This window comes from Pseudarthrobacter sp. IC2-21, from assembly GCF_034048115.1.
In the GTDB taxonomy this organism is placed as follows: domain Bacteria; phylum Actinomycetota; class Actinomycetes; order Actinomycetales; family Micrococcaceae; genus Arthrobacter; species Arthrobacter naphthalenicus.
In genome coordinates this window covers 1780212-1802332 of record NZ_CP139145.1, presented here as the reverse complement: position 1 = coordinate 1802332, position 22121 = coordinate 1780212, and the positions used below count along the sequence as shown (strand labels likewise).

Annotated in this window: 24 protein-coding genes, 6 tRNA genes and 1 riboswitch; of the genes, 7 read left to right on the top strand and 23 right to left on the bottom strand. The window is 66.3% G+C overall.

The genetic code is table 11. The features are described from left to right. Positions 1 to 102 precede the first annotated feature (102 nt). The 8 genes from lgt to hisI all read right to left on the bottom strand — a co-directional run bounded on the left by lgt (position 103) and on the right by hisI (position 7427). A complete protein-coding gene (lgt, locus tag SBP01_RS08230) occupies positions 103 to 1311 on the bottom strand; it encodes a prolipoprotein diacylglyceryl transferase (RefSeq protein ID WP_320538062.1) in 1209 nt (402 codons plus the stop codon). A 6-nt stretch (positions 1312 to 1317) separates the two neighbouring features. Continuing rightward, a complete protein-coding gene (gene trpA / locus SBP01_RS08225; RefSeq protein WP_320538061.1) occupies positions 1318 to 2127 on the bottom strand; it encodes a tryptophan synthase subunit alpha in 810 nt (269 codons plus the stop codon). Further along, the gene (gene trpB, locus SBP01_RS08220) at positions 2124 to 3452 is read right to left on the bottom strand and encodes a tryptophan synthase subunit beta (protein WP_320538060.1); all 1329 of its coding nucleotides are present in this window, start codon (positions 3450 to 3452) and stop codon (positions 2124 to 2126) included. The genes trpA and trpB overlap by 4 nt, the downstream gene beginning before the upstream one ends. A gap of 73 nt (positions 3453 to 3525) precedes the next feature. After that, positions 3526 to 4347, bottom strand: coding sequence for an indole-3-glycerol phosphate synthase TrpC (gene trpC / locus SBP01_RS08215; protein ID WP_275213679.1), 822 nt, complete (start codon positions 4345 to 4347; stop codon positions 3526 to 3528). After that, on the bottom strand, positions 4347 to 4634 hold the full coding sequence (locus tag SBP01_RS08210; RefSeq protein WP_275213678.1) for an HGxxPAAW family protein: 288 nt from the start codon (positions 4632 to 4634) through the stop codon (positions 4347 to 4349). The genes trpC and SBP01_RS08210 overlap by 1 nt, the downstream gene beginning before the upstream one ends. A 116-nt stretch (positions 4635 to 4750) precedes the next feature. Further along, positions 4751 to 5353, bottom strand: coding sequence for a Trp biosynthesis-associated membrane protein (locus tag SBP01_RS08205; RefSeq protein ID WP_320538059.1), 603 nt, complete (start codon positions 5351 to 5353; stop codon positions 4751 to 4753). Further along, positions 5350 to 6918: an anthranilate synthase component I gene (locus SBP01_RS08200; protein ID WP_320538058.1), complete on the bottom strand. Its 1569-nt coding sequence runs from the start codon at positions 6916 to 6918 to the stop codon at positions 5350 to 5352. The genes SBP01_RS08205 and SBP01_RS08200 overlap by 4 nt, the downstream gene beginning before the upstream one ends. Positions 6919 to 7019: 101 nt before the next feature. Continuing rightward, positions 7020 to 7427, bottom strand: a complete 408-nt coding sequence (hisI, locus tag SBP01_RS08195; protein ID WP_320538057.1) for a phosphoribosyl-AMP cyclohydrolase — start codon at positions 7425 to 7427, stop codon at positions 7020 to 7022. Between the two features lie 137 nt (positions 7428 to 7564). On the opposite strand from hisI, the gene SBP01_RS08190 reads away from it, so the two are divergent. Further along, positions 7565 to 8209, top strand: coding sequence for a TIGR03085 family metal-binding protein (locus SBP01_RS08190; protein WP_275213673.1), 645 nt, complete (start codon positions 7565 to 7567; stop codon positions 8207 to 8209). Positions 8210 to 8322: 113 nt separating this feature from the next. Here SBP01_RS08190 and hisF read toward each other — a convergent pair whose 3' ends face one another. From hisF to SBP01_RS08120, 14 genes are all read right to left on the bottom strand, one after another. Further along, the gene (gene hisF / locus SBP01_RS08185) at positions 8323 to 9099 is read right to left on the bottom strand and encodes an imidazole glycerol phosphate synthase subunit HisF (protein WP_320538056.1); all 777 of its coding nucleotides are present in this window, start codon (positions 9097 to 9099) and stop codon (positions 8323 to 8325) included. Between the two features lie 11 nt (positions 9100 to 9110). Then, positions 9111 to 9971: an ATP phosphoribosyltransferase gene (hisG, locus tag SBP01_RS08180; protein ID WP_275213671.1), complete on the bottom strand. Its 861-nt coding sequence runs from the start codon at positions 9969 to 9971 to the stop codon at positions 9111 to 9113. Between the two features lie 92 nt (positions 9972 to 10063). Beyond that, positions 10064 to 10327: a phosphoribosyl-ATP diphosphatase gene (locus SBP01_RS08175; RefSeq protein ID WP_028270786.1), complete on the bottom strand. Its 264-nt coding sequence runs from the start codon at positions 10325 to 10327 to the stop codon at positions 10064 to 10066. Positions 10328 to 10433: 106 nt separating this feature from the next. After that, positions 10434 to 10919, bottom strand: a complete 486-nt coding sequence (gene ribH / locus SBP01_RS08170) for a 6,7-dimethyl-8-ribityllumazine synthase (protein ID WP_320538055.1) — start codon at positions 10917 to 10919, stop codon at positions 10434 to 10436. Positions 10920 to 10953: 34 nt separating this feature from the next. Next, entirely contained in the window at positions 10954 to 11682 is a 729-nt protein-coding gene (gene ribA / locus SBP01_RS08165) for a GTP cyclohydrolase II (RefSeq protein WP_320538054.1), read from the bottom strand. A gap of 10 nt (positions 11683 to 11692) precedes the next feature. Next, complete coding sequence (ribB, locus tag SBP01_RS08160; protein WP_275213666.1) at positions 11693 to 12409, bottom strand: 3,4-dihydroxy-2-butanone-4-phosphate synthase; 717 nt, start codon at positions 12407 to 12409, stop codon at positions 11693 to 11695. Then, positions 12406 to 13041, bottom strand: coding sequence for a riboflavin synthase (locus SBP01_RS08155; protein ID WP_320538053.1), 636 nt, complete (start codon positions 13039 to 13041; stop codon positions 12406 to 12408). Before SBP01_RS08155 ends, ribB begins: the two co-directional genes overlap by 4 nt. Next, positions 13041 to 14159 carry a bifunctional diaminohydroxyphosphoribosylaminopyrimidine deaminase/5-amino-6-(5-phosphoribosylamino)uracil reductase RibD gene (ribD, locus tag SBP01_RS08150; protein ID WP_320538052.1) on the bottom strand — a complete coding sequence of 373 codons (1119 nt, stop codon included), beginning with the start codon at positions 14157 to 14159 and terminating at the stop codon, positions 13041 to 13043. The genes SBP01_RS08155 and ribD overlap by 1 nt, the downstream gene beginning before the upstream one ends. A gap of 173 nt (positions 14160 to 14332) precedes the next feature. Then, a riboswitch (FMN riboswitch) is annotated at positions 14333 to 14487 on the bottom strand. Positions 14488 to 14527: 40 nt separating this feature from the next. Next, the gene (rpe, locus tag SBP01_RS08145) at positions 14528 to 15208 is read right to left on the bottom strand and encodes a ribulose-phosphate 3-epimerase (RefSeq protein ID WP_320538307.1); all 681 of its coding nucleotides are present in this window, start codon (positions 15206 to 15208) and stop codon (positions 14528 to 14530) included. Between the two features lie 18 nt (positions 15209 to 15226). Then, positions 15227 to 16789, bottom strand: coding sequence for an RsmB/NOP family class I SAM-dependent RNA methyltransferase (locus SBP01_RS08140; RefSeq protein ID WP_320538051.1), 1563 nt, complete (start codon positions 16787 to 16789; stop codon positions 15227 to 15229). Then, a complete protein-coding gene (gene fmt / locus SBP01_RS08135) occupies positions 16786 to 17706 on the bottom strand; it encodes a methionyl-tRNA formyltransferase (RefSeq protein WP_320538050.1) in 921 nt (306 codons plus the stop codon). Before fmt ends, SBP01_RS08140 begins: the two co-directional genes overlap by 4 nt. Then, positions 17703 to 18308, bottom strand: coding sequence for a peptide deformylase (def, locus tag SBP01_RS08130; protein ID WP_320538049.1), 606 nt, complete (start codon positions 18306 to 18308; stop codon positions 17703 to 17705). Before def ends, fmt begins: the two co-directional genes overlap by 4 nt. Positions 18309 to 18404: 96 nt before the next feature. Then, a complete protein-coding gene (locus tag SBP01_RS08125) occupies positions 18405 to 19268 on the bottom strand; it encodes a cytochrome (RefSeq protein WP_320538048.1) in 864 nt (287 codons plus the stop codon). Positions 19269 to 19362: 94 nt separating this feature from the next. Further along, positions 19363 to 19434 (bottom strand) — tRNA-Val (locus SBP01_RS08120). 228 nt (positions 19435 to 19662) lie between these two features. Between SBP01_RS08120 and SBP01_RS08115 the strand changes: the two genes are divergently transcribed. The 6 genes from SBP01_RS08115 to SBP01_RS08090 all read left to right on the top strand — a co-directional run bounded on the left by SBP01_RS08115 (position 19663) and on the right by SBP01_RS08090 (position 20654). Beyond that, positions 19663 to 19735, top strand: a tRNA-Gly gene (locus tag SBP01_RS08115). 46 nt (positions 19736 to 19781) lie between these two features. Continuing rightward, positions 19782 to 19852: transfer RNA gene (locus tag SBP01_RS08110), tRNA-Cys, on the top strand. A 40-nt stretch (positions 19853 to 19892) separates the two neighbouring features. Further along, positions 19893 to 19967, top strand: a tRNA-Val gene (locus SBP01_RS08105). A gap of 57 nt (positions 19968 to 20024) precedes the next feature. Then, positions 20025 to 20097 (top strand) — tRNA-Gly (locus SBP01_RS08100). Positions 20098 to 20138: 41 nt separating this feature from the next. Continuing rightward, positions 20139 to 20210, top strand: a tRNA-Val gene (locus SBP01_RS08095). A 180-nt stretch (positions 20211 to 20390) separates the two neighbouring features. Then, positions 20391 to 20654: an antitoxin gene (locus SBP01_RS08090; protein WP_275213657.1), complete on the top strand. Its 264-nt coding sequence runs from the start codon at positions 20391 to 20393 to the stop codon at positions 20652 to 20654. A 229-nt stretch (positions 20655 to 20883) separates the two neighbouring features. On the opposite strand, the gene zapE is transcribed toward SBP01_RS08090, so the two are convergent. After that, positions 20884 to 21921, bottom strand: a complete 1038-nt coding sequence (gene zapE, locus SBP01_RS08085) for a cell division protein ZapE (RefSeq protein WP_320538306.1) — start codon at positions 21919 to 21921, stop codon at positions 20884 to 20886. Between the last annotated feature and the right edge of the window lie 200 nt (positions 21922 to 22121).

Sequence of the window (22121 nt, the reverse complement as noted above, 5' to 3'; positions counted from 1 at the left end):
CGGACAGCGGCTATCTGCTGTCCGGGCGGGCCCTGTTTGCCACGACATTGTGGTGTGCGGGCGCTCCGAGCGGTAGCTCTGCTGCCCAGCCGTGCCGGCGTGCTACTTGCTTGTGCCAGCCTCCGGCGCGGATTCCGTGACCTTACGGCCGGAATCTCCGGTGCCCGGCGTCGCAGGGACGGACTTTTTGCCGTCCCTGACTGCCGGTTCGTCTTCCGTTGGGGTGGAAGCGTTTCCGGATCCATTTTGGATAACAGGGAGATTATCACGCGATTCACTATCTGAGACACGGGTATCCGCATTGCGGACGGCCGGAACAACAGCAGCCACAGGGTCATCAGATTTCACGCCAGTATCGCCGGCGTCACCGTCACCGGATGTACTGCCGCTGTCATCGGCTTCGGGGGCGGGACCGCGTCCTGCCAGGTACGGCGTGTCCGGTTCGGGCCGGCCCTTCATCCCCACCAGGATGAACACCACCAGTGCTGCGATGAACACGAAGATGCTGGTCCAGACGTTGAGCCTGGTGGTGATGCCAAAGAGATTGATCTGTTCGGCATCGTCGATCCGCATTGCTTCGATCCATACCCGGCCCAGCGTGTAGTACATCGCGTAGAGCCAGAAAAGCCTGGCCCGGCGGAAGTGGAACCTGCGGTCAAGGGCCAGCAGAATCACCACACCGGCGATGTTCCAGAGCGACTCATAGAGGAACGTGGGGTGGAACAGCGTGTCCGCCGGCATGCCGGCGGGAAAGTTGGGGTTGTCCGCGTCGATCTGCAGTCCCCACGGCAGGGTGGTGGGGCCGCCGAAGAGCTCCTGGTTGAAGTAGTTCCCCCACCTGCCGATGGCCTGGGCCAGCAGCAGGCCCGGGGCCGCCGCGTCCAGGAAGGCAGTCAGCTTCACACCCGCGCGCCGGCAGCCAATCCAGGCCCCAACAACGCCCAGCACCACGGCACCCCAGATGCCCAGGCCGCCGCGCTGGATCTGCGGGATCAGCCAAAGGTCGCCTGTCCCGTCGAACCCGGGCCCGAAGTACTGGTCCGGTGAAGAGACCACGTGGTACAGCCGGCCGCCGATGATGCCGAAGGGGATCGCCCAGATGACGATGTCCCAGACGCTGCCCTCGGGAGCGCCGCGGCGGGCCCAGCGAACGGAGGTCAGCCACAGGCCCAGAACGATTCCTGCGAGGATGCACAGGGCGTAGGCATGGATCCGCAGGCTCCCCCAGGGCAACGGAATGTCGAAGCCGGACCAGTCCGGGCTCGGGATGCTGGCCGGCACCGCGGCGGCGGCCTGAAGGAGGATCTGCATTGTGGCTTAGGCTACTTCCCGGGCGAGGCCCGAACTGAGGTCGCGGGTCAGATCTGCGACGGCGGGAACACCGCCGTCGCGGATTGCGGCGACGAGCGCCGTGCCCACGATGACGCCCTCGGCGTAGGCGGCGATCTCGCGGACCTGGTCGGCGTTCGAAACTCCGAGCCCCACGCATACACGTTCGGCGCCGGCGTGATGCGCGGCGGCAACCACGTCCTTCGCTGCGCTGCTGACGGAGGTGCGGGCACCCGTCACACCCATGATGGATACCGCGTAGACGAAACCGCGGCTGGCATCAACGGTGCGCTTCATCCGTTCCGGGGTGGAGGAGGGTGCCACGAGGAACACCCGGTCCAGCCCGTACTTGTCCGAGGCCTCGAACCATTCTGATGCTTCGTCCGGAATGAGGTCCGGCGTGATCAGCCCGGCTCCCCCGGCCTCGGCCAGCTTGCGCGCGAATTCATCCACGCCCATCCGGACCACGGGATTCCAGTACGTCATGACCAGGACTGCAGCGTCGGTCTTGCTGGTGATGCCGGCAACGACGTCGAAGACCTGCCGGACGTGGAAGCCCTTGGCCAGCGCTTCGGTGGTAGCCGCCTGGATGACGGGACCGTCCATGACCGGGTCCGAGTAGGGGATGCCGATTTCGATGAGGTCCGCGCCGTTTTCGGCCAGGGCGATTCCGGCGGCGATGGTCTGCTCGACGTCCGGGAAGCCGGCCGGGAGGTAGCCGATGAGCGCCGCGCGCCCTTCGGCACGCGCCTTGTCAATCGCAGCTGCGGATTTGCTGGTCAGTTGCGCCGTGCTCACAGCTGCTCCCCCTCTTTGCCGATTTCGGCTTCCGGTGAATTCTTGTCGAGCAGGTCGAACCATTCCGCAGCCTGGGCCACGTCCTTGTCGCCGCGGCCGGACAGGTTCACGATGATGATCTTCTCCGAGGCGTTGCCGCCGGACTCCTCAGCCTCGGCCGCGAGCCGCTGCCCCACTTTGATGGCGCCCGCGAGGGCGTGCGCCGATTCGATGGCCGGGATAATGCCCTCGGTGCGGCACAGCAGCCGGAAGGAGTCCATGGCTTCGCTGTCCGTAATGGGCTCGTAGCTGACCCGTCCGATGTCGGCCAGGTAGGCATGTTCGGGCCCGACGCCGGGGTAGTCCAGCCCTGCGGAGATGGAGTGGGACTCGATGGTCTGGCCGTCGTCGTCCTGCATGAGGTAGGAGCGGGCTCCGTGCAGGACGCCCGGCTTGCCCAGGGTGATGGTGGCTGCGTGCCGGCCGGTGTCCACACCGTCGCCGCCGGCTTCGAAGCCGAAGATCCTCACGGAGGGGTCGTCGAGGAACCCGTGGAAGATGCCGATGGCGTTGGAGCCGCCGCCGATGCAGGCACAGACGGCGTCGGGCAGCTTGCCGGCCTGCTCCAGGATCTGGGCGCGGGCTTCCTCGCCGATCACCTCATGGAAGTAGCGGACCATGGCGGGGAACGGGTGGGCGCCGGCAGCGGTGCCGAGCAGGTAATGGGTGTGGTCCACGTTGGCCACCCAGTCCCGCAGGGCTTCGTTGATGGCGTCCTTGAGCGTCTGGGATCCGCTCGTCACAGGAACCACGGTGGCACCCAGCAGTTCCATCCGTGCCACGTTCAGGGCCTGGCGGCGGCAGTCCTCAGCGCCCATGTACACCACGCATTCCAGGCCCAGGAGGGCGGCGGCGGTGGCACTGGCGACGCCGTGTTGGCCTGCGCCCGTTTCGGCGATGATGCGGGTCTTGCCCATGCGCTTGGCAAGCAGCGCCTGCCCCAGGACGTTGTTGATCTTGTGCGATCCGGTGTGGTTGAGGTCCTCGCGCTTGAGGAAGACCCGAACTCCCCCGGCATGCTCGGCAAACCGTTTCGCCTCCGTCAGCAGGGACGGTCGGCCTGAGTAATTTTTGTTCAGGTCAGCAATCTGGGCAACAAAGTCCGGATCAGCCTTTGCCTTGTCAAACGTGTCCTCGAGCTCGTCCAGCGCGGCGATCAGGGACTCGGGCATCCAGCGTCCGCCGTAGTTCCCGAAGTAGGGCCCCGGGGCGTGCTTCAGCGACGCGCCCTGCAGGAAGGCTTCCGCCGTATTCTCGTCAACGTGCCCTGAGGGTGCATCAACCATCAGTCTCACCGTCCTGTTCCAGTTGATTGTTCAGAAAGTTTTGTTCGGCCCGCACCGGGACCGGCGTTGCGGGCTAGGCCCGCGCGGCGATGGCGGCAGCGCCGGCCGCGGTGAACTCTGCGATCCGCTCCCGCGGAGTCGAATCGCTCACCAGGGCTTCGCCCACCAGGATCGCGTTGGCACCGCTCGCCGCGTAATGCGACACATCGTCCACACCGCGCACGCCGGATTCGGCGACAACCAGCGCTTCGGCGGGGATCAGGCCGGCGAGTGAGGCGAAAACGGAACGGTCGACGTCGAGCGTTTTGAGGTTGCGGACGTTGACGCCGATGATGCGCGCCTCAGCCGCCACGGCACGGGCGATTTCCTCTTCCGTGTGCGTTTCCACCAGCACGTTCATGCCCAGCTCGCGGCTGAGGGCACTGAAGTCCCGGAGCTCGCTGTCCGAGAGTGAAGCCACGATCAGCAGGATCAGGTCGGCGCCGTGGGCACGGGCCTCCCAGATCTGGTATTCGTCCACGGTGAAGTCTTTGCGGAGCAAGGGGACATCCACGCTGGCGCGGACGGCGTCCAGGTCAGCGAGTGAGCCGTTGAACCGCCGCTTTTCGGTGAGGACACTGATCACGGCGGCGCCGCCGTCGGCATACTGCACGGCCAGTGACGCCGGATCCACGATGGTGGCGAGGTCACCCTTCGAGGGACTGCGGCGCTTGATTTCGGCGATCACCTTGAGCTCGTCGCGGAGTGCCGCGGGGCCGCCAAGTGCTGCCCACGCGTCACGCGCCGGTGCGGCTGCGAGTGCCCGTTCCTTCAGTTCCGCGAGGGAAACCAGACGCTTCCTGGCTTCCATATCCTCCCTGACACCGGCATTGATGTCATCGAGAACGGTGGCCATCAGTGGCCGGAGCTCTTCAGCTTGCTGCCCTCGACGCCGTAGCCCGCTTTACGCATGATGAAGCCGAGGATCAGGCCGAGGACCATCACGCACGCGCCGGCGATGAAGATGGGAGTGTTGGCAATGACAAAAGCGATCGCCGCGATGAGCGCGCCCACCAGCATGACAATCACGCAGGTCCATGCGGCGGGGCTGTTGCCATGGCCCAGTTCCTGGCTGTGGTCAACGCCGATGTGCACGGCAGGGGCCGGGGCGGATTTGGACGCGGATGCGGGTGCTTTGCTCATGTGAATCTCCTCAGGATCAATACTGCTTACATTCTGCCATTTTTTGGCCGCAACCTGCCCATCGGCGGCCCGGGCCACCGTTCGGGCGGCCCGTTCCGGCGTCGGCCGGGAGCGGCTCAGGTGGGATCATCGCCGCGCGAGAGCCTGTCCCAGCTGTCGATCTCGTCCACCGGACCCGCCGGCGGGGCGGAATTCCCCGCCGCGGCACCGGCGGATGCCACGTCATATTTGGTGCGGGACTTCCAGAACCGGCCCGCCGGAATGATCAGCAGCGCGCCGAGCGCCAGAAGAATTCCGACGACGACGGCGAGCACCGGGAACGCGGTCACCGCAGCTCCCGCGCTGCTTCCGGAGACGCCGGTGGCGGCTGCGATGGACCCCTGTGCGGCGGCGAGCGGATCAGCCAGCACGGTGGCAGCTGCGACGATGATGCCGGCCGCTGCGAGGACCACGATGGCGGTGATGACCCACCGTGCGATCTTCCCGGCAATGGACGCGGCCAGGCCGCCGGCAAGGGCCACCAGCGCCAGCGCGGTCACCGCCGTGGCTGCCTTGCTGCCCTGGACGGTGAGGGTGTTCTGGCCCCCCACGGTCTGGCCCACCTGGTCCGGATCGAGGGTGACGGTGATCCAGTTTTGTGTTGTGGTGCCGAAGACGGCCAACGCCAGCGCCGCGATCAGCAGGACCAGGGTGGATTTCCGCGCCCAGACCGGGGTCATTCGCTGGCCTTTCCCGGTTCGGGCAGCGTCTCTGCCGTAATGTTGCGCAGCGAACCGGCCGTGTGGACCGCGCGGAGCGGTGCGGCGGCCTTGTTCACGGTTTCGATCGCCTCGGTGGGATTCACCGAGTCCGCCACGATGCCGCCGCCGGCCTGGACGTACGCCCGTCCTTCACGGAGCAGGGCCGAGCGGATGGCGATGGCCATGTCCATGTCGCCGGCGAAGTCCAGATATCCCACCACGCCGCCGTAGATCCCGCGCCGGTGCGGCTCCAACTGGTCCAGAAGCCGGAGGGCCCGGGGCTTGGGGGCGCCTGAGAGCGTCCCTGCCGGGAAGGTCGCCTTGAGGACGTCATAGGCTTTGGCCTCCGGGGACAGCGTCCCCACCACGGTGGAAACAAGGTGCATGATGTGGCTGAACCGCTCCACCTCCATGAACTGGGTGACGTCCACTGTGCCTGCTACACAGACCTTGGAGAGGTCGTTGCGGGACAGGTCCACCAGCATCAGGTGCTCGGCGCGTTCCTTCTGGTCGGCCAGGAGTTCCTCGGCCAAGGCCTTGTCGCCTTCAACGGTCTTTCCGCGGGGCCGGGAACCGGCGATGGGGTGGGTGATGACTTCGTCCCCGGTCACTGTCACCAGGGCCTCCGGGGAGGACCCCACGATGGTGTATTCCCGGCCGTCGGCGTCCTCGAGGCTGAAGAGGTACATGTACGGGCTGGGGTTGGTGTTGCGCAGGACCCGGTAGACGTCCAGCGGTGAGGCGCCGCACTCCATTTCGAAACGGCGGGAGATCACTACCTGGAACACTTCACCGTCCACGATGGCCTCCTTGCCCCGGTCCAGGGCTTCGAGGTAGGCGGGTTCGGCCCAGCGTTCCTGGACGCTGGAGGCGAAGTCCAGGGCGGCGGGTTCCAGGACGGAGACGGGCTGCGCTACCGGTGTGCTGACTTTGGTGAGCAGCGCCTTCACCCGGGCAACGGCGTCGTGCCACGCCTCGTCCACCCGCTCGGAACTGTTGTCGAAGTTGATGGCGTTGGCGATGAGCAGCACGCTGCCGTCGTGATTGTCGTGGACGGCCATGTCCGTCACCAGGTTCAGGGCCAGTTCGGGAAGGTGGAGATCGTCCTCGGGCGGGCTGGTGAGGCGTTCCCAGTGCCGGACGGTTTCCCAGCCGAGGAAACCCACCAGGCCGGACGTGAACGGCGGCAGACCCTCAAACCGGCTGGTCCGCAACGCTTCGACGGTGTCGCGGATGGCGTCCACGGGGTTGCCGTCCAGTGGCACGCCGGCTGGGGGCTGGCCGAGCCAGTGGGCCTGGCCGTCCTTGGTGGTCAGCGTGGCGCGGGAGTTGGCCCCGATGAAGGAATAACGCGACCAGGTGCCGCCAACGGCCGCGGACTCCATGAGGAACGTTCCGGGCTGGCCATTGGCCAGTTTCCGGTAGAGGCCGATGGGCGTCTCGGCATCCGCCAGCACCTTGAGCGTCACGGGGATGACCCGGCTGGTGGCGGCGAGCTCGCGGAACTCCTCGAGGCCCGGGCTGATCATTCCAAGGTCCTGCATGGTTATGCTTTCCGCCTGTTCTTGTGTGCCGCCGCGGGCGGCGTCAGTCGTTTGCTGGCAAAAGAATGTAAGGCTGCAACGGGTTGCGCCGCAGGGAGTGGCTAGGAGGCCGGGCCCGTCCGGACGTCGAGTGCGCGTCCGTCGAAGCACGTGCGGGTCCCTGTATGGCAGGCCGCCCCGACCTGGTCCACCCTGACCAGCAAGGCATCGCCGTCGCAGTCCATGGCAACGGATTTGACCCACTGGACGTGGCCTGACGTGTCTCCCTTGCGCCAGTACTCCTGGCGGGAGCGGGAGTAGAACGTGACCCGGCCCGTGGTCATGGTGCGGTGCAGCGCTTCGTCGTCCATCCACCCCAGCATCAGCACCTCGTTGGTGTCGAATTGCTGGACCACCGCAGCGACGAGCCCGGCGCTGTCACGCTTCAGCGCTGCCGCCACGCCGGGCGGGAGCGGGCTGGCGACGGGGGCAGGGACAGATACGGGGGCGGGGGCGGGCTGCTCAGACATCAGCTCAAGTCTAGTGCCTGTTCAACAGCCGCCTAATATGCGCTGCGTGGCATACAAAACCGTCTGTTACCAAGGGCACCTCTCCCGTGGCGGCTCCGCTGCCCAACTTCCACGCTCTCGTGCTAGTTTCACAAGTGATGCATTACGTTGACCCGTCCCGCGAAGTCCTGGCCGAAACCCTCCTGGCGGCCGGTCCTGATGCCCCCACCCTCTGCCGGGGATGGCGCACCAGGGACCTTGCCGCGCACCTGTACCTGCGCGAACGCAAGGCTGCCGTGGGCCTCGGCCTGATCATCAAGAGCCTTTCCAAGGCTTCGGACAAGGCCACTGCCAAGCTCGCCGCAAAGCTGAAGACCCCGGACGAGTATGCGGGACTGGTCAATACTTTCCGCGGCGGCCCCCCTGCCCTGTCGCCCATGAAGATCAAGGCCCTGGACGAGAGTTCGAACCTGATCGAATACTTCGTCCACACCGAGGACATCCGCCGGGCCGTGGACCGCTGGGCTCCGCGGGCCCTGGACGAGGCATACTCAGACGCCCTGTGGGACGAACTCATCAAACGTGCCGCCATTCTTTACCGCGGCGTGGATCTTGGCATTGTGCTGGTACGCCCTTCCGGGCCCCGGCACGTGGCCAAGCGCGCCCCCGTGTCAGTGGCGATCGTCGGTGAGCCCGGTGAACTGCTGATGCACGCGCACGGCCGCACCCGCCACGCCCTCGTCACCTTCGAAGGCCAGCCGGACGCCGTCGCCCTCCTCCAGTCCGCCGAAGTCGGCCTGTAGGGTTTCACCGCCCCGCCGGTCCCCAACAAACACCAACGCGGGGTCACGTTTCGCCCGAAAAATGTCGTTCATTGGGCGAAAAGTGACCCCGCGTTGTGGTTAGGCGGGCGGGATTAGCGGATTTCGAAACCGGCTGCGCGGATGGCGTCCTTGACCTGGGCCATCATGTTGTCCGGGCCCCAGTGGAAGATTGAGGCGGCCAGCACGGCGTCGGCGCCTGCGGCCACTGCCGGCGGGAAGTGGGCCGGCTCCCCCGCGCCGCCGGACGCGATGATCGGCACTTTGACGGCGGCACGCACCAGGCGGATGAGCTCGAGGTCGAACCCGTCCTTGGTGCCGTCCGCGTCGATGGAGTTCAGCAGGATCTCGCCGATGCCGCGGTCCGCGGCTTCCTTCGCCCATGCGACGGCGTCGATGCCGGTGCCCGTGCGGCCGCCGTGGGTGGTTACTTCAAAGCCCGACGGCGTGGGCTCGGATCCCGGACGGGTCCGGCGGGCGTCCACGGACAGGACCAGCACCTGGGACCCGAAGTGCCTGCTGATTTCGTTGATGACATCCGGCCGCGCCACGGCAGCGGTGTTGATGGATGCTTTGTCCGCCCCGAACCTGAGGAGCTTGTCCACCTCGGCCACGCCGCGGACGCCGCCGCCAACGGTCAGGGGGATGAAGACTTCCTCGGCGGTTCGGCGGACCACGTCGAACGTGGTTTCGCGGTTGCCGGAGGACGCGGTGACGTCCAGGAACGTGAGCTCATCAGCGCCGGCGTTGTCATAGCGGTGGGCAAGTTCCACCGGGTCACCGGCGTCGCGGAGCCCCTCGAAGTTGATGCCCTTCACCACACGTCCGCCGTCGACATCGAGGCACGGAATGACTCGTACAGCTACAGCCATGACAACGTCCCCTAGATCCGGCAGGCGTGGATGCTGCTGACCAGGATGGCGCGGGCGCCGAGGTCGTACAGCTCGTCCATGATGCGGTTGGTGTCCTTCTTGGGGACCATGGACCGCACAGCCACCCACTCGGAGTCGCGCAGCGGCGATACCGTGGGTGATTCCAGGCCGGGTGTCAGGGCCGCAGCCTTCTCCACGAGTTCCTTGCGGATGTCGTAGTCCATGAGGACGTACTGCCGTGCCACCAGGACGCCCTGGAGGCGGCGGATGAGAACGTCGATCTCCCTGGCGGTGCCGTTCGCGGCGCCTCCCTTGCCGGTGCGGCGGATCAGGACGGCTTCGGACTTGAGGATGGGGTCACCGAAGATCTCCATGCCGGCGGCCTTGAGCGTATTGCCGGTTTCGACGACGTCGGCAATGGCGTCCGCGACGCCGAGGCGCACGGAGGACTCGACGGCGCCGTCGAGCCGCACCACTTTGGCGTTGACGCCGCGCTCGGCAAGGTAACCGCGGAGCAGGCCGTCATAGCTGGTGGCGAGACGCTTTCCTTCGAGTTCCTCAACCTTGCTGAAGTCCCCCACCGGTCCGGCGAAGCGGAACGTGGAGGCAGCGAAACCCAGGGGCAGGAGTTCCTCGGCCTCCACCTCAGCGTCCAGCAGCAGGTCGCGGCCGGTGATGCCGACGTCGAGGGTTCCCCGGCCGACGTAAACGGCGATGTCGCGGGGGCGGAGGAAGAAGAACTCAATGTCATTGTCCGGGTCCATCATGACCAGCTCGCGGGTGTCCCGGCGCTGGCGGTAGCCCGCCTCGGACAGCATCGCGGACGCGGCTTCGGACAGGGAGCCCTTGTTGGGGACGGCTACTCGCAGCATGGGGGTCTTTCTTGGTTGGGGAGGTCTGTTGATCAGGCAAATCGGGCCACACAAGGCACCGGCCGGCCGGGAAGGCCGCGGCACCGCTGTGGCTAGAGATGCTTGTAGACGTCTTCCAGGGTCAGGCCTTTGGCGAGCATCAGAACCTGCAGGTGGTACAGCAGCTGGGAGATTTCCTCGGCCGCGGCCTCATCGGATTCGTACTCAGCGGCCATCCAGACTTCGGCTGCTTCCTCCACGACTTTCTTGCCGATGCCGTGGACTCCGGACTCCAATTCAGCGACGGTGCGGGAGCCTGCCGGGCGGGTGGCTGCCTTCTCACTCAGTTCAGCGAACAGCGTCTCGAAATTCTTCACGCCCTACAGCCTACTTGCTGCGGGCCCGGCGGCGCCTGTCGGGCCGACGCATGACGGGCGCGATGTGAGGGAACACACACGCGCCCGCCAGCCGTTTGTCGGACTGCTACTTGTACTGCTTGAGAAGAACGGCGGTGGCCAGGGCCGCCGTCACCGCTTCGTGGCCCTTGTCCTCGCTGGAGCCGGGCAGGCCCGCGCGGTCCAGTCCCTGCTGTTCCGTGTCGCAGGTGAGCACGCCGAAGCCCACCGGCACGCCGGTGGAGACGCTCACATCGGTAAGTCCCGCCGTCGCCGCCTGGCATACGTATTCGAAGTGCGGCGTGCCGCCGCGGATGACGACGCCGAGCGCCACCACCGCGTCAAAGTGCGGTGCCAGCCGCGCGGCAGCGACCGGCAGCTCGAAGGCTCCCGGAACCCGCAGGACAGTGGGTTCGCTGATGCCTGCGTCCTTGGCCGCGCGCAGTGCACCGTCCAGGAGGCCGTCCATGATCTGGGTGTGCCAGCTGGCAGCCACGATGGCCAGCCGCAGCTGCGATGTTGCCGCCGGGTTCAGGGTAGTGAGGTCAATATCTGGTGCGCCATGTCCGCTCATGCGTGTAGGTGGTCCGTTCAGTCGTTATGGGGAGTCAGTCGTTGTCAGGGGAGAATGTGTCGGCAGCGGCGACGGGCACTGCTGCAACGTGGGTGTCCAGCGTGAGCCGGTGCTCCATGCGGTCCTTCTTGGTCTGCAGGTAGCGGATGTTCTGGTCGCGGGACGGCACCTCGGTGGGAACCATCTCCACCACCTTGACCCCGGCCTTGGCAAGCCTGTTCTGTTTGTCGGGGTTGTTGCTCAGGAGCCGGACCTCGTGCAGGCCCATCTCCGCGAGAATCTGGGCGGCGGCCTTGTAGCAGCGGGCGTCGACGGGCAGCCCGAGCTGCTCGTTGGCCTCCACGGTGTCGAAGCCGGCTTCCTGCAGGGCATAGGCCTTGATTTTGTTGGCCAGGCCAATGCCCCGGCCTTCCTGTCCGCGGAGGTACAGCAGCGTGCCGCCATACTCATTGATGAGCTCCAGGGCATAGGCCAGCTGTTCGCCGCAGTCGCAGCGGTAGGACCCGAAGACATCGCCGGTCAAGCACTCGGAATGGAGCCTGACCAGGGGCGCAAGGCCGTCCTTGGGAGGATTGGGTGAGCTGACCGCGAGGTGCTCCGCGCCGGTGACCAGGTCAGTCCAGGCCTGCGTGATGAAGTCGCCAAAGGCGGTGGGAAGCTGCACAATCGGCCCGGAGCTGACCGGGTGGGCATGGCCGTTTGCGGCTGCCCCGCGGTGGTGGCCGTTGTGCTGGCTGTCGTCCGAAAGCTCGGAAACCGTCATCGTTACTCCTCTACTCCGCCCGGGCGTCCGGCCCGGTGTGACTGTCGGCGGGAACCGCGGCCCCTGCTTCAAGGTAAACCACCAAATCCTCAATCGAGATCAGGGGGCACCCGTGTTCGGCGGCGAATGCCCGCAGCCCGTCGAGCCGCATCATCTCACCGTCGTCGTACACAACTTCTGCGATCACGCCCACCGGCTCCAGTCCGGCAAGCCGGCAGAGGTCCACGGCCGCTTCGGTGTGGCCGGGGCGTTCACGCACTCCCCCGTTAACGGCCCGGAGCGGGAAAATATGCCCCGGCCTGGTTACAGCGGCCGGTCCGGCCGCAGGGTCTGCCAGCACGCGGGCGGTCAGGGCGCGGTCCGTGGCGGAAATGCCGGTGCTGACCCCCACCGCAGCGTCGCAGGACACGGTGTAGGCCGTCCCCTTCGAGTCCTGGTTCACGGCCGCCATGGGAGGCAGCTCCAGGGCGTCGGCGCGGTCCCCGGTCAGGGGGACGCAGATGACGCCGGAGCTGTAACGGATGGTCCAGCCCATGAGGGCCGGCGTGGCATGCTGGGCCGCGAAGATGATGTCGCCTTCGTTTTCCCGGTCCTCGTTATCGACCACCAGCACGGGCAGTCCGGCGGCCATGGCACGGACGGCGTCTTCCACGAGGTCAAGCCCCTTGGCTGCGTCAGGGCGCGGCGCGGCCCCGGCGGCGGGCTGGGCGCGGACAGTGGTATTCATCGGGTTCCTCCGTTTGCTGCGCCGGTGCTGAATGCCAGCAGCCGTTCGGTGTACTTTGCCAGCACATCCACTTCCAGGTTGACCCGGCTGCCGGTTTGTTTTGCGCCCAGGCCGGTGTCGGCGAGCGTGGTGGGGATCAGTCCCACTTCGAACCAGGGTTCGGCCTCGGCCGCGGGGCTGACCGCGGTGACGGTGAGCGAAACGCCGTCGATGGCGATGGAACCCTTTTCGGCGATGTACCGGGCCAGGTTCACCGGGACGGCGAAGCGCAGGCGTTCCCAATTGCCCAGGGCTTCGCGTTCCACCAGTTGCCCCACACCGTCCACGTGGCCCTGCACCACGTGGCCGTCCAGCCGGCCACCGGCCGGGACGCAGCGTTCGAGGTTGACCGAATCGCCGGCGTCGAGCTCTCCGATGGTGCTGCGCACCAGCGTTTCGCCCATGACGTCAACGCTGAAGTCCTTGCCGTCAATCCCGGTGGCGGTCAGGCAGACGCCGTTCACGGCAATGGACCCGCCGAGGGCAAGTCCTTCGGTGGTGCCCGGGGCACGCAGCCGGAGGGTGGCGCTGGTATCGCCGTCACGCGCCACGGAAAGGACCTCTCCTTGTTCGGCAATAATTCCGGTAAACATCAGTAGCCTCCCATGGCTGGTTCCGCGGCAGCGCGGGCTGGTTGTGGTTCCAAAGCTTGGATTGGTTCGGGGCGGAGGTGGAGTCTCAGGTCGCGCCCCAGGGTCTGTACCGCGCCACCGCCGGACGGGTCCCAGTCCCACTGCATGGCATCCGCGAGCGTGGTGATTCCCAGGCCGTTCAGGGCCGGTGTTCCGGAGCCCAGCAGGGTGGGCGCGAGGTAGACGATGAGTTCGTCCACGAGCCGCGCGGCCAGGAAGGAGCTGAGGATGCGTGAACCGCCTTCCACCATGACGTGCCGGACGCCTGCCGCGTACAGCAGCGACAACGCCTCCCGGGGATCGCGCGTGGGCAGGTGGAGCACTTGGCCATCGTCCCCTCGGACTGCGGCACCGGCCGGGATTTCCCGCAGGCCCATCACGGCGCGCAGCGGCTGCTTGCCGGTCTCCGCACCGGACGCGTCCCGGGCGGTCAGGCGGGGGTTGTCCACCAGCACCGTCTGGGTACCTACGAGAATTGCATCAATCCGCCCGCGCAGGTCGTGGTTGTCGGCGAGCGATTCAGGGGACGAAATCCATTGACTGGTTCCGTCCTCGGCCGCTATCCGGCTGTCCAGGGTCTGGGCGATATGCAGGGTGACGAACGGGCGCCGGGTGGCTACGGCGAGGAACCATTGGCGGTTCAGCTCGAACGCCTCCACGGCGCCAAGCCCGCTCCGTACCTTGACGTCCGCGTTCCGCAGGGTGGCTGCGCCGCCCGCGGCCGGATCATGGGGGTCGTCAACGGCGTACACCACGTCTTTGATTCCCGCGGCGATGATCGCCTGCGTGCAGGGTCCGGTCCGGCCGCGGTGGTCGCAGGGTTCCAGGGTGATGACAATGGTGCAGCCGGTCAGGTCCAGCCCGGCGGATTCGGCCTGGCTGATCGCGTCCGCTTCGGCGTGGGGGGTCCCGGCGCCGCGGTGATATCCGGTCACTAACTGCCGGCCGTCGGCGTCAATCACGACGGCGCCCACCAGCGGGTTTGCTCCGCGCGGCCCGCGCAGGGCTGCTTCAAGGGCGGCCTCCATGGCGGCGGTCTCGGCGGCGCTGAATGCCGTGACCGTATCGGTCCCGGTCATGCGGCGGCCACCATGGTGGCGTTTTGGGCATCCCGTCCTTGGGACAACCTGGCTTCAAAGAGCCATCGCAAGGGGTTCATGTGTGTGTCGTTCCTTCCCTCTAGAACCGCGATGGCTCCGGGGGTATACGACAGCAGAAGGCCGCGGCGCCGCAGTGGCGCACAGATACAGCTGAACGTGCTTCTCTCATCCAGACTTTAACTGTCGGTACCGGAATTTCACCGGTTCAACCGTCCGCCGGTTCCCTCCCTGGTTGGGGAAAGCGCCGGCTCGCGGGTCGCGGACTGTCACCGCCGGTTCGGACTTACACCGACCCCGGAGCACGTAATGTGTGTTGCTATTGTGCCACAACTGCCAGACGGCCCCGACTATTCCCCGGACCCGCTGCGTAACTTAAGGCTGCCGGCCTCGCGCAGCCGTCCGATGGCCGCGGCAGGATCTTCGGCACCGTAAACGGCGGAGCCGGCCACAAAGACGTTGGCCCCTGCCTCGGCCGCCCGGATAATGGTTTCCTCGGTGATGCCACCGTCCACTTGAAGGGCAACCTCAAGGCCGGATCCGTCAATGGCGGCGCGGGCGCGGCGGATCTTCGGCAGGGTCAGGTCCAGGAACGCCTGCCCACCGAATCCCGGCTCCACGGTCATAATCAGGAGCATGTCCAGTTCTTCGAGCATGTCCAGGTAAGGTTCCACGGCGGTGGCCGGACGCAGCGCCATGCCGGCCTTGGAGCCTCGGGCCCGCAGTTCCCTGGCCAGTTTTACCGGCGCGATGGAGGCCTCGGCGTGGAAGGTCACGGACGCCAGCCCTGCGTCGGCGAAACCGGGGGCCCAGCGGTCGGCATCGGAGATCATGAGATGTGCATCCAGCGGAACGGGGCTGACCGCCTGGATCCGCTGGACCACGGGCAGCCCGAGGGTGAGGTTGGGGACGAAGTGGTTGTCCATGACGTCCACGTGGACGGCGTCGGCGTTGCTGATCCGCTGCAGTTCGGCTTCGAGGTTCACGAAGTCGGCGGAGAGAATGCTCGGGTTGATGCAGCATTGCGGCATGGGTGAACCTTTCACGGGTCAGGCCTTCTTGCGGATGAGGGCCAGGAACATGGCGTCGGTGCTGTGGATGTGCGGCCAGAGCTGGGCCGTGGAGTCGTGGCCGGCGCCCAGCTTTCCGGGCAGGCTTACGCCGTCCAGCACGGCGCCGGCGTCCAGCAGTTCCAGGTCGTCCCGCTTCCGGAGGGCATCGGTGACGACGGCGGTGGTTTCCGCCGGGTGCGGTGAGCAGGTCACGTAGGCCACCACTCCGCCGGGGCGCACGGCGTCCAGCGCTGAGGTGAGGAGGGCGCGCTGCAGCGGACCGAGGTCCGCCAGGTCCTTGGGTGTGCGGCGCCAGCGGGACTCGGGCCTGCGCCGGAGGGCACCGAGGCCGCTGCAGGGCACGTCCACCAGGACGCGGTCGAAGGATTCGGGCTGTTCCGTTCCAACTTCGCGGCCGTCCCCGGTCCGGACGCGCCAGACATCCTTCGGGACTGCGGACAGGGCCTGGCTCACGAGCTTGGCGCGGTGCGGGGCCGGTTCGTTGGCGAGAAGCGTGGCACCCTGCTGCCGGGCGAGGGCGCCGAGGAGGGCGGCTTTGCCACCGGGGCCGGCGCACAGATCGAGCCAGCGTTCACCGGCGCCGTCGGGCGTGTCGGTGCGCGGGCCGAGGTCGACCGCCGCCATGGCCCGGGCCACGAGCTGCGAGCCCACGTCCTGGACCCGGGTGCTGCCTTCGCGCACCGTGGCGAGCCGGCCGAGGTCCCCGCCGCTGGAGAGTGCCGAGCCTTCCACGAGTTCACCGGGGGTGGCCCCGTTTTCCAGGGCCTCATCCAGGCTCCCCAGGCCCGGCAGGGCAACCAGGTTGACCACCGGGGCAGCGTTGTCCGCTTCCAGCAGGTCATTGATCTCCGCGGCCGAACGTCCGTGCGCCACCAGGGACTGCCGCATGGCCCGGACAATCCATTCAGGGTGGGCATAGCGGATGGACGCTATTTTTGTTTCGTCGCTTTCCCCTGCCACCAGGAGGTCCAGCCACTCTTCGAGCGTGTGGGCAGAGACCTTCCGCAGCACCGCATTGATCAGCGCGGAGGGGCCGGCGCCGATCACGGCCCGGGCCAGGCCAACCGTCTGGTCCAGCGCGGCGTGCGCCGGAACGCGCATGGCCAGCAGCTGATGGACGCCGATCCGCAGGGCATCAAGGATGGCGGGGTCGAGCTGGTCCAGTGGACGGTCCACACAGCGGGCCAGGATGGAGTCATAGGTGCCTTGCCCGCGCAGGGCACCGTAGCTCAGTTCAGTGGCGAAGCCGGCGTCGCGCTTGTCCAGGCCGTGATGCCGGATGCGTGACGGGAGCACCAAGTTCGCGTACGCGTCCTCGGAGGCCACGGCGCGCAGGACTTCGAAAGCCACCAGCCGCGCAGGATCCGCCCGGCGCGTGCGCTGCGCGGGAGCATTCTCGGTGAAACTCTTCTGGGAGCTTCGGTTCCGTTCCCGGCCCTGGGCATTGCGCGTGCTCGAATCGCGCGGTCCACCCTTGCCGCGGCCGCTTCCGCCGCGATCTCCACCCCGGGCACCTGTATTACCGCCGGACCCGCTCATTCGAACACCACACTTTCACGTGAAGCCATACCCCGTGCCCAATCGGCCGCGGCCATCATTTTCTTGCCGGCAGGCTGGATCCCTGTCAGCTGCACCGCGTGGGACCCCGTTCCTACCAGAACGTTTTTTTCCTCAAGGCGGACCGTCCCGGGCTCAAGATCCGACCTGTCGGGCCGGAGCTGAACGGGTTCCAGCTTGACCCGCTGACCCGCCAGCGTGGTCCAGGCCCCGGGCTCGGGAGTGACCCCCCGTGCGCGCCTGCTGATGGCCAGGGCTGGCTGCATCCAATCGAGCCGGCCGTCGTCGATGGTCAGTTTGGGTGCCAGCGAAACTTCCCCCACCTGAGGCCGGGGCGCAGCCTTCCCGGCCTCCACCGCGGACAAGGTCTGGGACAGCAGCACAGCGCCGCTGCGGGACAGCCGCTCCAGCAGCGCTCCGGAGGTGTCGTTTGGGCCAACGCTCTCGGTCAGCGTCCCGAAGACGGGTCCGGTGTCCAGCCCTTCCTCCAGCAGGAAGGTGACAGCTCCGGTCACGTCATCACCGGCAATGACGGCACGCTGCACGGGCGCGGCGCCGCGCCACGCGGGAAGGAGGGAGAAGTGAAGGTTGATCCAGCCGTGCGGAGGGACCTCGAGCGCGGCCCGGGGAATCAGTCCCCCGTAGGCCACGATGGCGGCGACATCGGGTTTGCCGGCGGCGATCTGCGCCGTGACGGCGTCGTCAACGCGGGTGGCGTGGATGACGCCGATGCCGAGTTCTGCGGCGCGGGCGGCAACGGGCGACGGCGTCAGCACGCGTTTGCGCCCCAGCGGCGCGTCCGGGCGGGTCAGGACGGCAACGACGTCAAAGCCCGCCTTAACCAGTGCGTCCAGGGAGGGAACGGCGACGGCCGGTGTACCTGCGAAGAGAACCCTCATGAGTTCGTGCCACCGAAACCGGACCCGCCGAAGCTGCCGCCCCCAACGTTGCCGCCACCAAAACTGGAGCCGACGGTCTTGGCGCGCTTCGCCGTCGTGCGTTCTGTGATGGCGTCATAGTTGGCATTCCGGATGGAGCGCAGCGCAGTCTTCCGGTCTTCGCCTTCGAGGCGGTCGGTGTAGAGGATGCCGTCCAGGTGGTCGGTTTCGTGCTGGAAACAGCGGGCCAGCATGCCCTCGCCCTCGACGGTAACGGGGTTCCCGTGCAGGTCCACTCCCGTGACCTTCGTGGCCCTGAACCGGCGGACGGGGAATCCCAGTCCCGGGATGGAGAGGCAGCCTTCTACGTGGTCGGCCTGGTAGTCGTCGCTGTTTTCCAGCACCGGGTTGATGATGTGGCCGTCAACGCCGCCCACACGGTAGGTAAAGATCCGCTTGCTGACGCCAATCTGGGGCGCGGCGAGGCCGGCCCCTTCCACGTCTTCCATGGTCTCGGTCATGTCTGCAACGAGCTTGGCCAGCTCGGGCCCGAATTCCGTCACAGGATCGGCCACTGTGCGGAGCACGGGATCACCAATGATGCGGATATTCAGAATGGCCATGTGCTGTCTTTCCTCACGGTGGGTGTTGGTGAACCTACCCAGTTTAGGTGCAGGGGCATCACTGCCGGGACTGGCGCTCTGCTGCAGCCAGTAGTACTAAGCGGTGCGTCCGTGCTGCACGGACGGCGGCGGCGCGACGGGAAGCAGGGCCGTACCGGCAGCGAGTGTGTCAGCGGAGAGCTCCCAGACCCGGCGCAGGGCGCAGAACTTCCACCAGTGATGTTTGAGAACCTCCGGATTCGCCCGGACCGGGCGGACCTCGGTCTCCCCGATGGCGACGGCGAGCAGCAGGGGGTTTTCGCCGTACTTCCATGCCTCCCATTCGCCGGCAACCGGATCCACCAGGCTTTCCTCGGCCTTCATCCCGGCTACAAGCTGCATCACAACCTTGTCATCCAGAGGCTTGACGGTGCCGTCCCGTGTGGTGCCCTTGGTCTTATAGTCGATGAGGCAGATCCGGCCGTTGATGCGGGCCACAAGGTCCAGCGTGCCGGCGTAGCCCACGGACTTGTTCCACACGGTAATTTCGGGGGCTATGGGTTCGACGTCGTAGAGCTCCCACCATTCGTCGAACCGCAACGCAAAGGCCTCCTCGCCGTTGGCTGCAAGAGCCTCGCGGGTTTCCTTCATGGCATGCGGCCGGCCCAGGGCGCGGAGCGCCACCTGTTCGCAGTAGTTATGGACCCGGTCACCGCGTTTTGCGGCGTCATCACGATACGTCTCGGCCGCCTTTGACGCCCGGTTGACGGCCTGCCGGATCTTGGCCGGACTGCCCAGGCAGTCTGCGAGCAAGGGATCCTTGGCCAGGCTGCTGGCTCCCATATACCCGAACCAGCCGTCCAGCCCGTGCGGCTGCTGGCCGATCACGGTGGTGATGGACGGAACAGAGAACTGCTCGGAGGTGGACCGTGCGTACATGCGGCCGTATTCCGTGGCGTGGGCAAGGAGTGGATCAGTCATACAACGACTCTTTCACAGGGGGCTGACAAAAAAGGGGGGACACAAAAAAGGTCCGTTTCCGCTCGGCTTGAGCGGAAACGGACCTGATCCTCGGTGGGCGATACTGGGTTCGAACCAGTGACCTCTTCGGTGTGAACGAAGCGCGCTACCACTGCGCCAATCGCCCCGATGCCTTTGAATGCTAGCGGACCGGACCGGGTTTATGGAAATCGAGATTACAACCGCCACGAATTACATGCTTGTAATACGAAAAAACCCCTAGATTGCAGGGATCCCCGGCCGTCGTCGACTTTTCCGGACGTCCGATTTGTAGATTCCCTGAACCTCCTATAGAGTTCTTACTCGTTGGAACGCGAGGAAATGCCCGAAACGGCACGGAATCAACGGTCAACATGCGGACGTAGCTCAGCTGGTAGAGCACCACCTTGCCAAGGTGGATGTCGCGAGTTCGAATCTCGTCGTCCGCTCGCAGGACACTGTCACGGCAAGGAACTTCGGATCCTTCGCTTACACGGTGGGTTGGCCGAGAGGCGAGGCAGCGGCCTGCAAAGCCGTTTACACGGGTTCGAATCCCGTACCCACCTCGGTGAAAACCATGGCTTTCGGTTCATTCCGGATGGCAATGGGCGATTGGCGCAGCGGTAGCGCGCTTCCCTGACACGGAAGAGGTCACTGGTTCGATCCCAGTATCGCCCACCAGGCAAGGAAACTTGCTTCATGTAGTTGGTCTGGCCCTTGCCAGGACTTGCTTCATATGCGGACGTAGCTCAGCTGGTAGAGCACCACCTTGCCAAGGTGGATGTCGCGAGTTCGAATCTCGTCGTCCGCTCTCTTCTCCCAGCAACACCACCAGGCCGGCTCTCCGGTTCCGGGCGATTGGCGCAGCGGTAGCGCGCTTCCCTGACACGGAAGAGGTCACTGGTTCGATCCCAGTATCGCCCACAGCAGCAGCTCCCCGTGAGCTGCTTTTTTGTTGCCCATTTTCTTGCGGCTGCGCACTCGGCGTGACATCCGCTGCCAGCGAACGCCGGGCAGGGCCTGTTTCCTTGGCACGCCGGGGGCGACAGGGCTAGGATCGGTTGCGGAGGAGCGACCTGGCTCCGCGATTGAAGGGAGGTGCTCGTGGGACTAATTGACGATCTTAAGGGCAAGGCTCAGGGTCTTATCCATGGCAACGAGCAGGCCATCAAGGACGGCATCACCAAGGCCGGGGATTTTGTTGACACCAAGACCGGCGGCAAGTACGCCGGGCACGTGGACAAGCTCCAGGATGGCGCTTCCAGGCTCGTTGATAAAAACGGAACACCGGGCGAGACCCCTGCCAACGAGCAGGTACCGCCGGTCAACCCCGCTCCGCCGGTTCCGCCGGTTGACCGGGCTCCGTAACTAAGGATTTGACCGGGGCGTTGCCCTGGTACGTCAAGGAGGTGCGGGTCCCGCCGGGAGGCGGCACCCGCACCTTTGGCGTTTAAGCAGGGCGGGTGCGCAAACCAACCCATCGCGGCCCCCGGCTTTTCCCCCTGAGGTGGTCCGTTCCCCGGGGAACGCCGCGGGGAATGGACCATTCAGCGGGGAAATGCAGCTTCAGCCCGGCCGGAACGCAGCCGGACCGCGCTTAGGACGGCTCGTGGTTTTGGCCCTCGCGGGCCAGGGCCGTCAGGCGCGACACAGCACGGTAGTACTTCTTGGTGTAGCCGCCGTGCATCATCTCGTCCGTGAACAGCTTGTCGAACGGGACCCCGCTGGCCAGGATGGGCACATCCTTGTCGTAGAGGCGGTCCGCCAGCACCACAAAGCGCAGGGCCACCGCCTGTTCGGTGATGGTTTCCACGTTCCGCCACACCACGCCGTCGATACCGTCGATGAGCTGCCGGTACCGGCTCGGGTGCACGCCGGCCAGATGGCCGATCAGGGAACTGAATTCGTCCTGGGCCACCGTCTTACCGTCAAACTCCGCCTTCATCTGGGCAGAGAGCTGGCTGTTCTTCAGCGGGGCAGGGGCAGCGGGCAGGCCGCGGTGGCGGAAATCCTCACCGTCGATCCTGATGACGTCGAACTGGTCCGCGAGGACCTGGATCTCACGGGCGAAGTCGACGGCGGCAAAGCGGCCGTCGCCCAGGGAACCCGGCAGCGTGTTGGACGTCGCCGCGAGCTTCACGCCGGCGTCGGCCAGTTCACGCATCAGCCGGGACATCAGCACGGTGTCACCCGGATCATCGAGCTCAAATTCGTCGATGCACACCAGCTTGTAGTGGCTCAGGGCCTCCACGGTCTTCCGGAATGACAGGGCCCCCACCAGGTTGGTGTACTCCACGAAGGTGCCAAACGCTTTGGGGCCCGGGGCGGCATGCCACAGTGAAGCCAGCAGGTGGGTTTTGCCCACGCCGAATCCACCGTCGAGATAGATCCCTGCCCTGGTCTCGGCCTTCTTCGCGAACAGCTTCCTGAACAGCCCGGCGCCGTCACCGGCACCAACGCCGCCGGCGAATCCTTCCAGGGCCTTGACCGCTGCCGACTGGGACGGCTGGTTGGGGTCCGGCCGGTAACTGGCAAACGAGACCTGCCCGAACCGTGGGGAAGGGTAAAAGCCCTTGAGGAGCTCATCCACCGATACCGCCGGGGTGCGTGCGGCAAGCTGTTCGATCTGTACCAAGGTGGTCCGTTCTGCTGGTGTATTGTCCCCAGCAAGAATACCGGCAACGTACCGGCCCTCCCCCGCCAGGCCGCTGTTCATGGCCATCCCGTGACGAAGGCCACATTTCCCCCGTTAACGGCGGGGCGGACATGCTGGTCAGCCATGGCTAGGCTGGAGGTAGGTTTCCAACTCGGGCGGCAGGTCCGCCGCACCCTGAA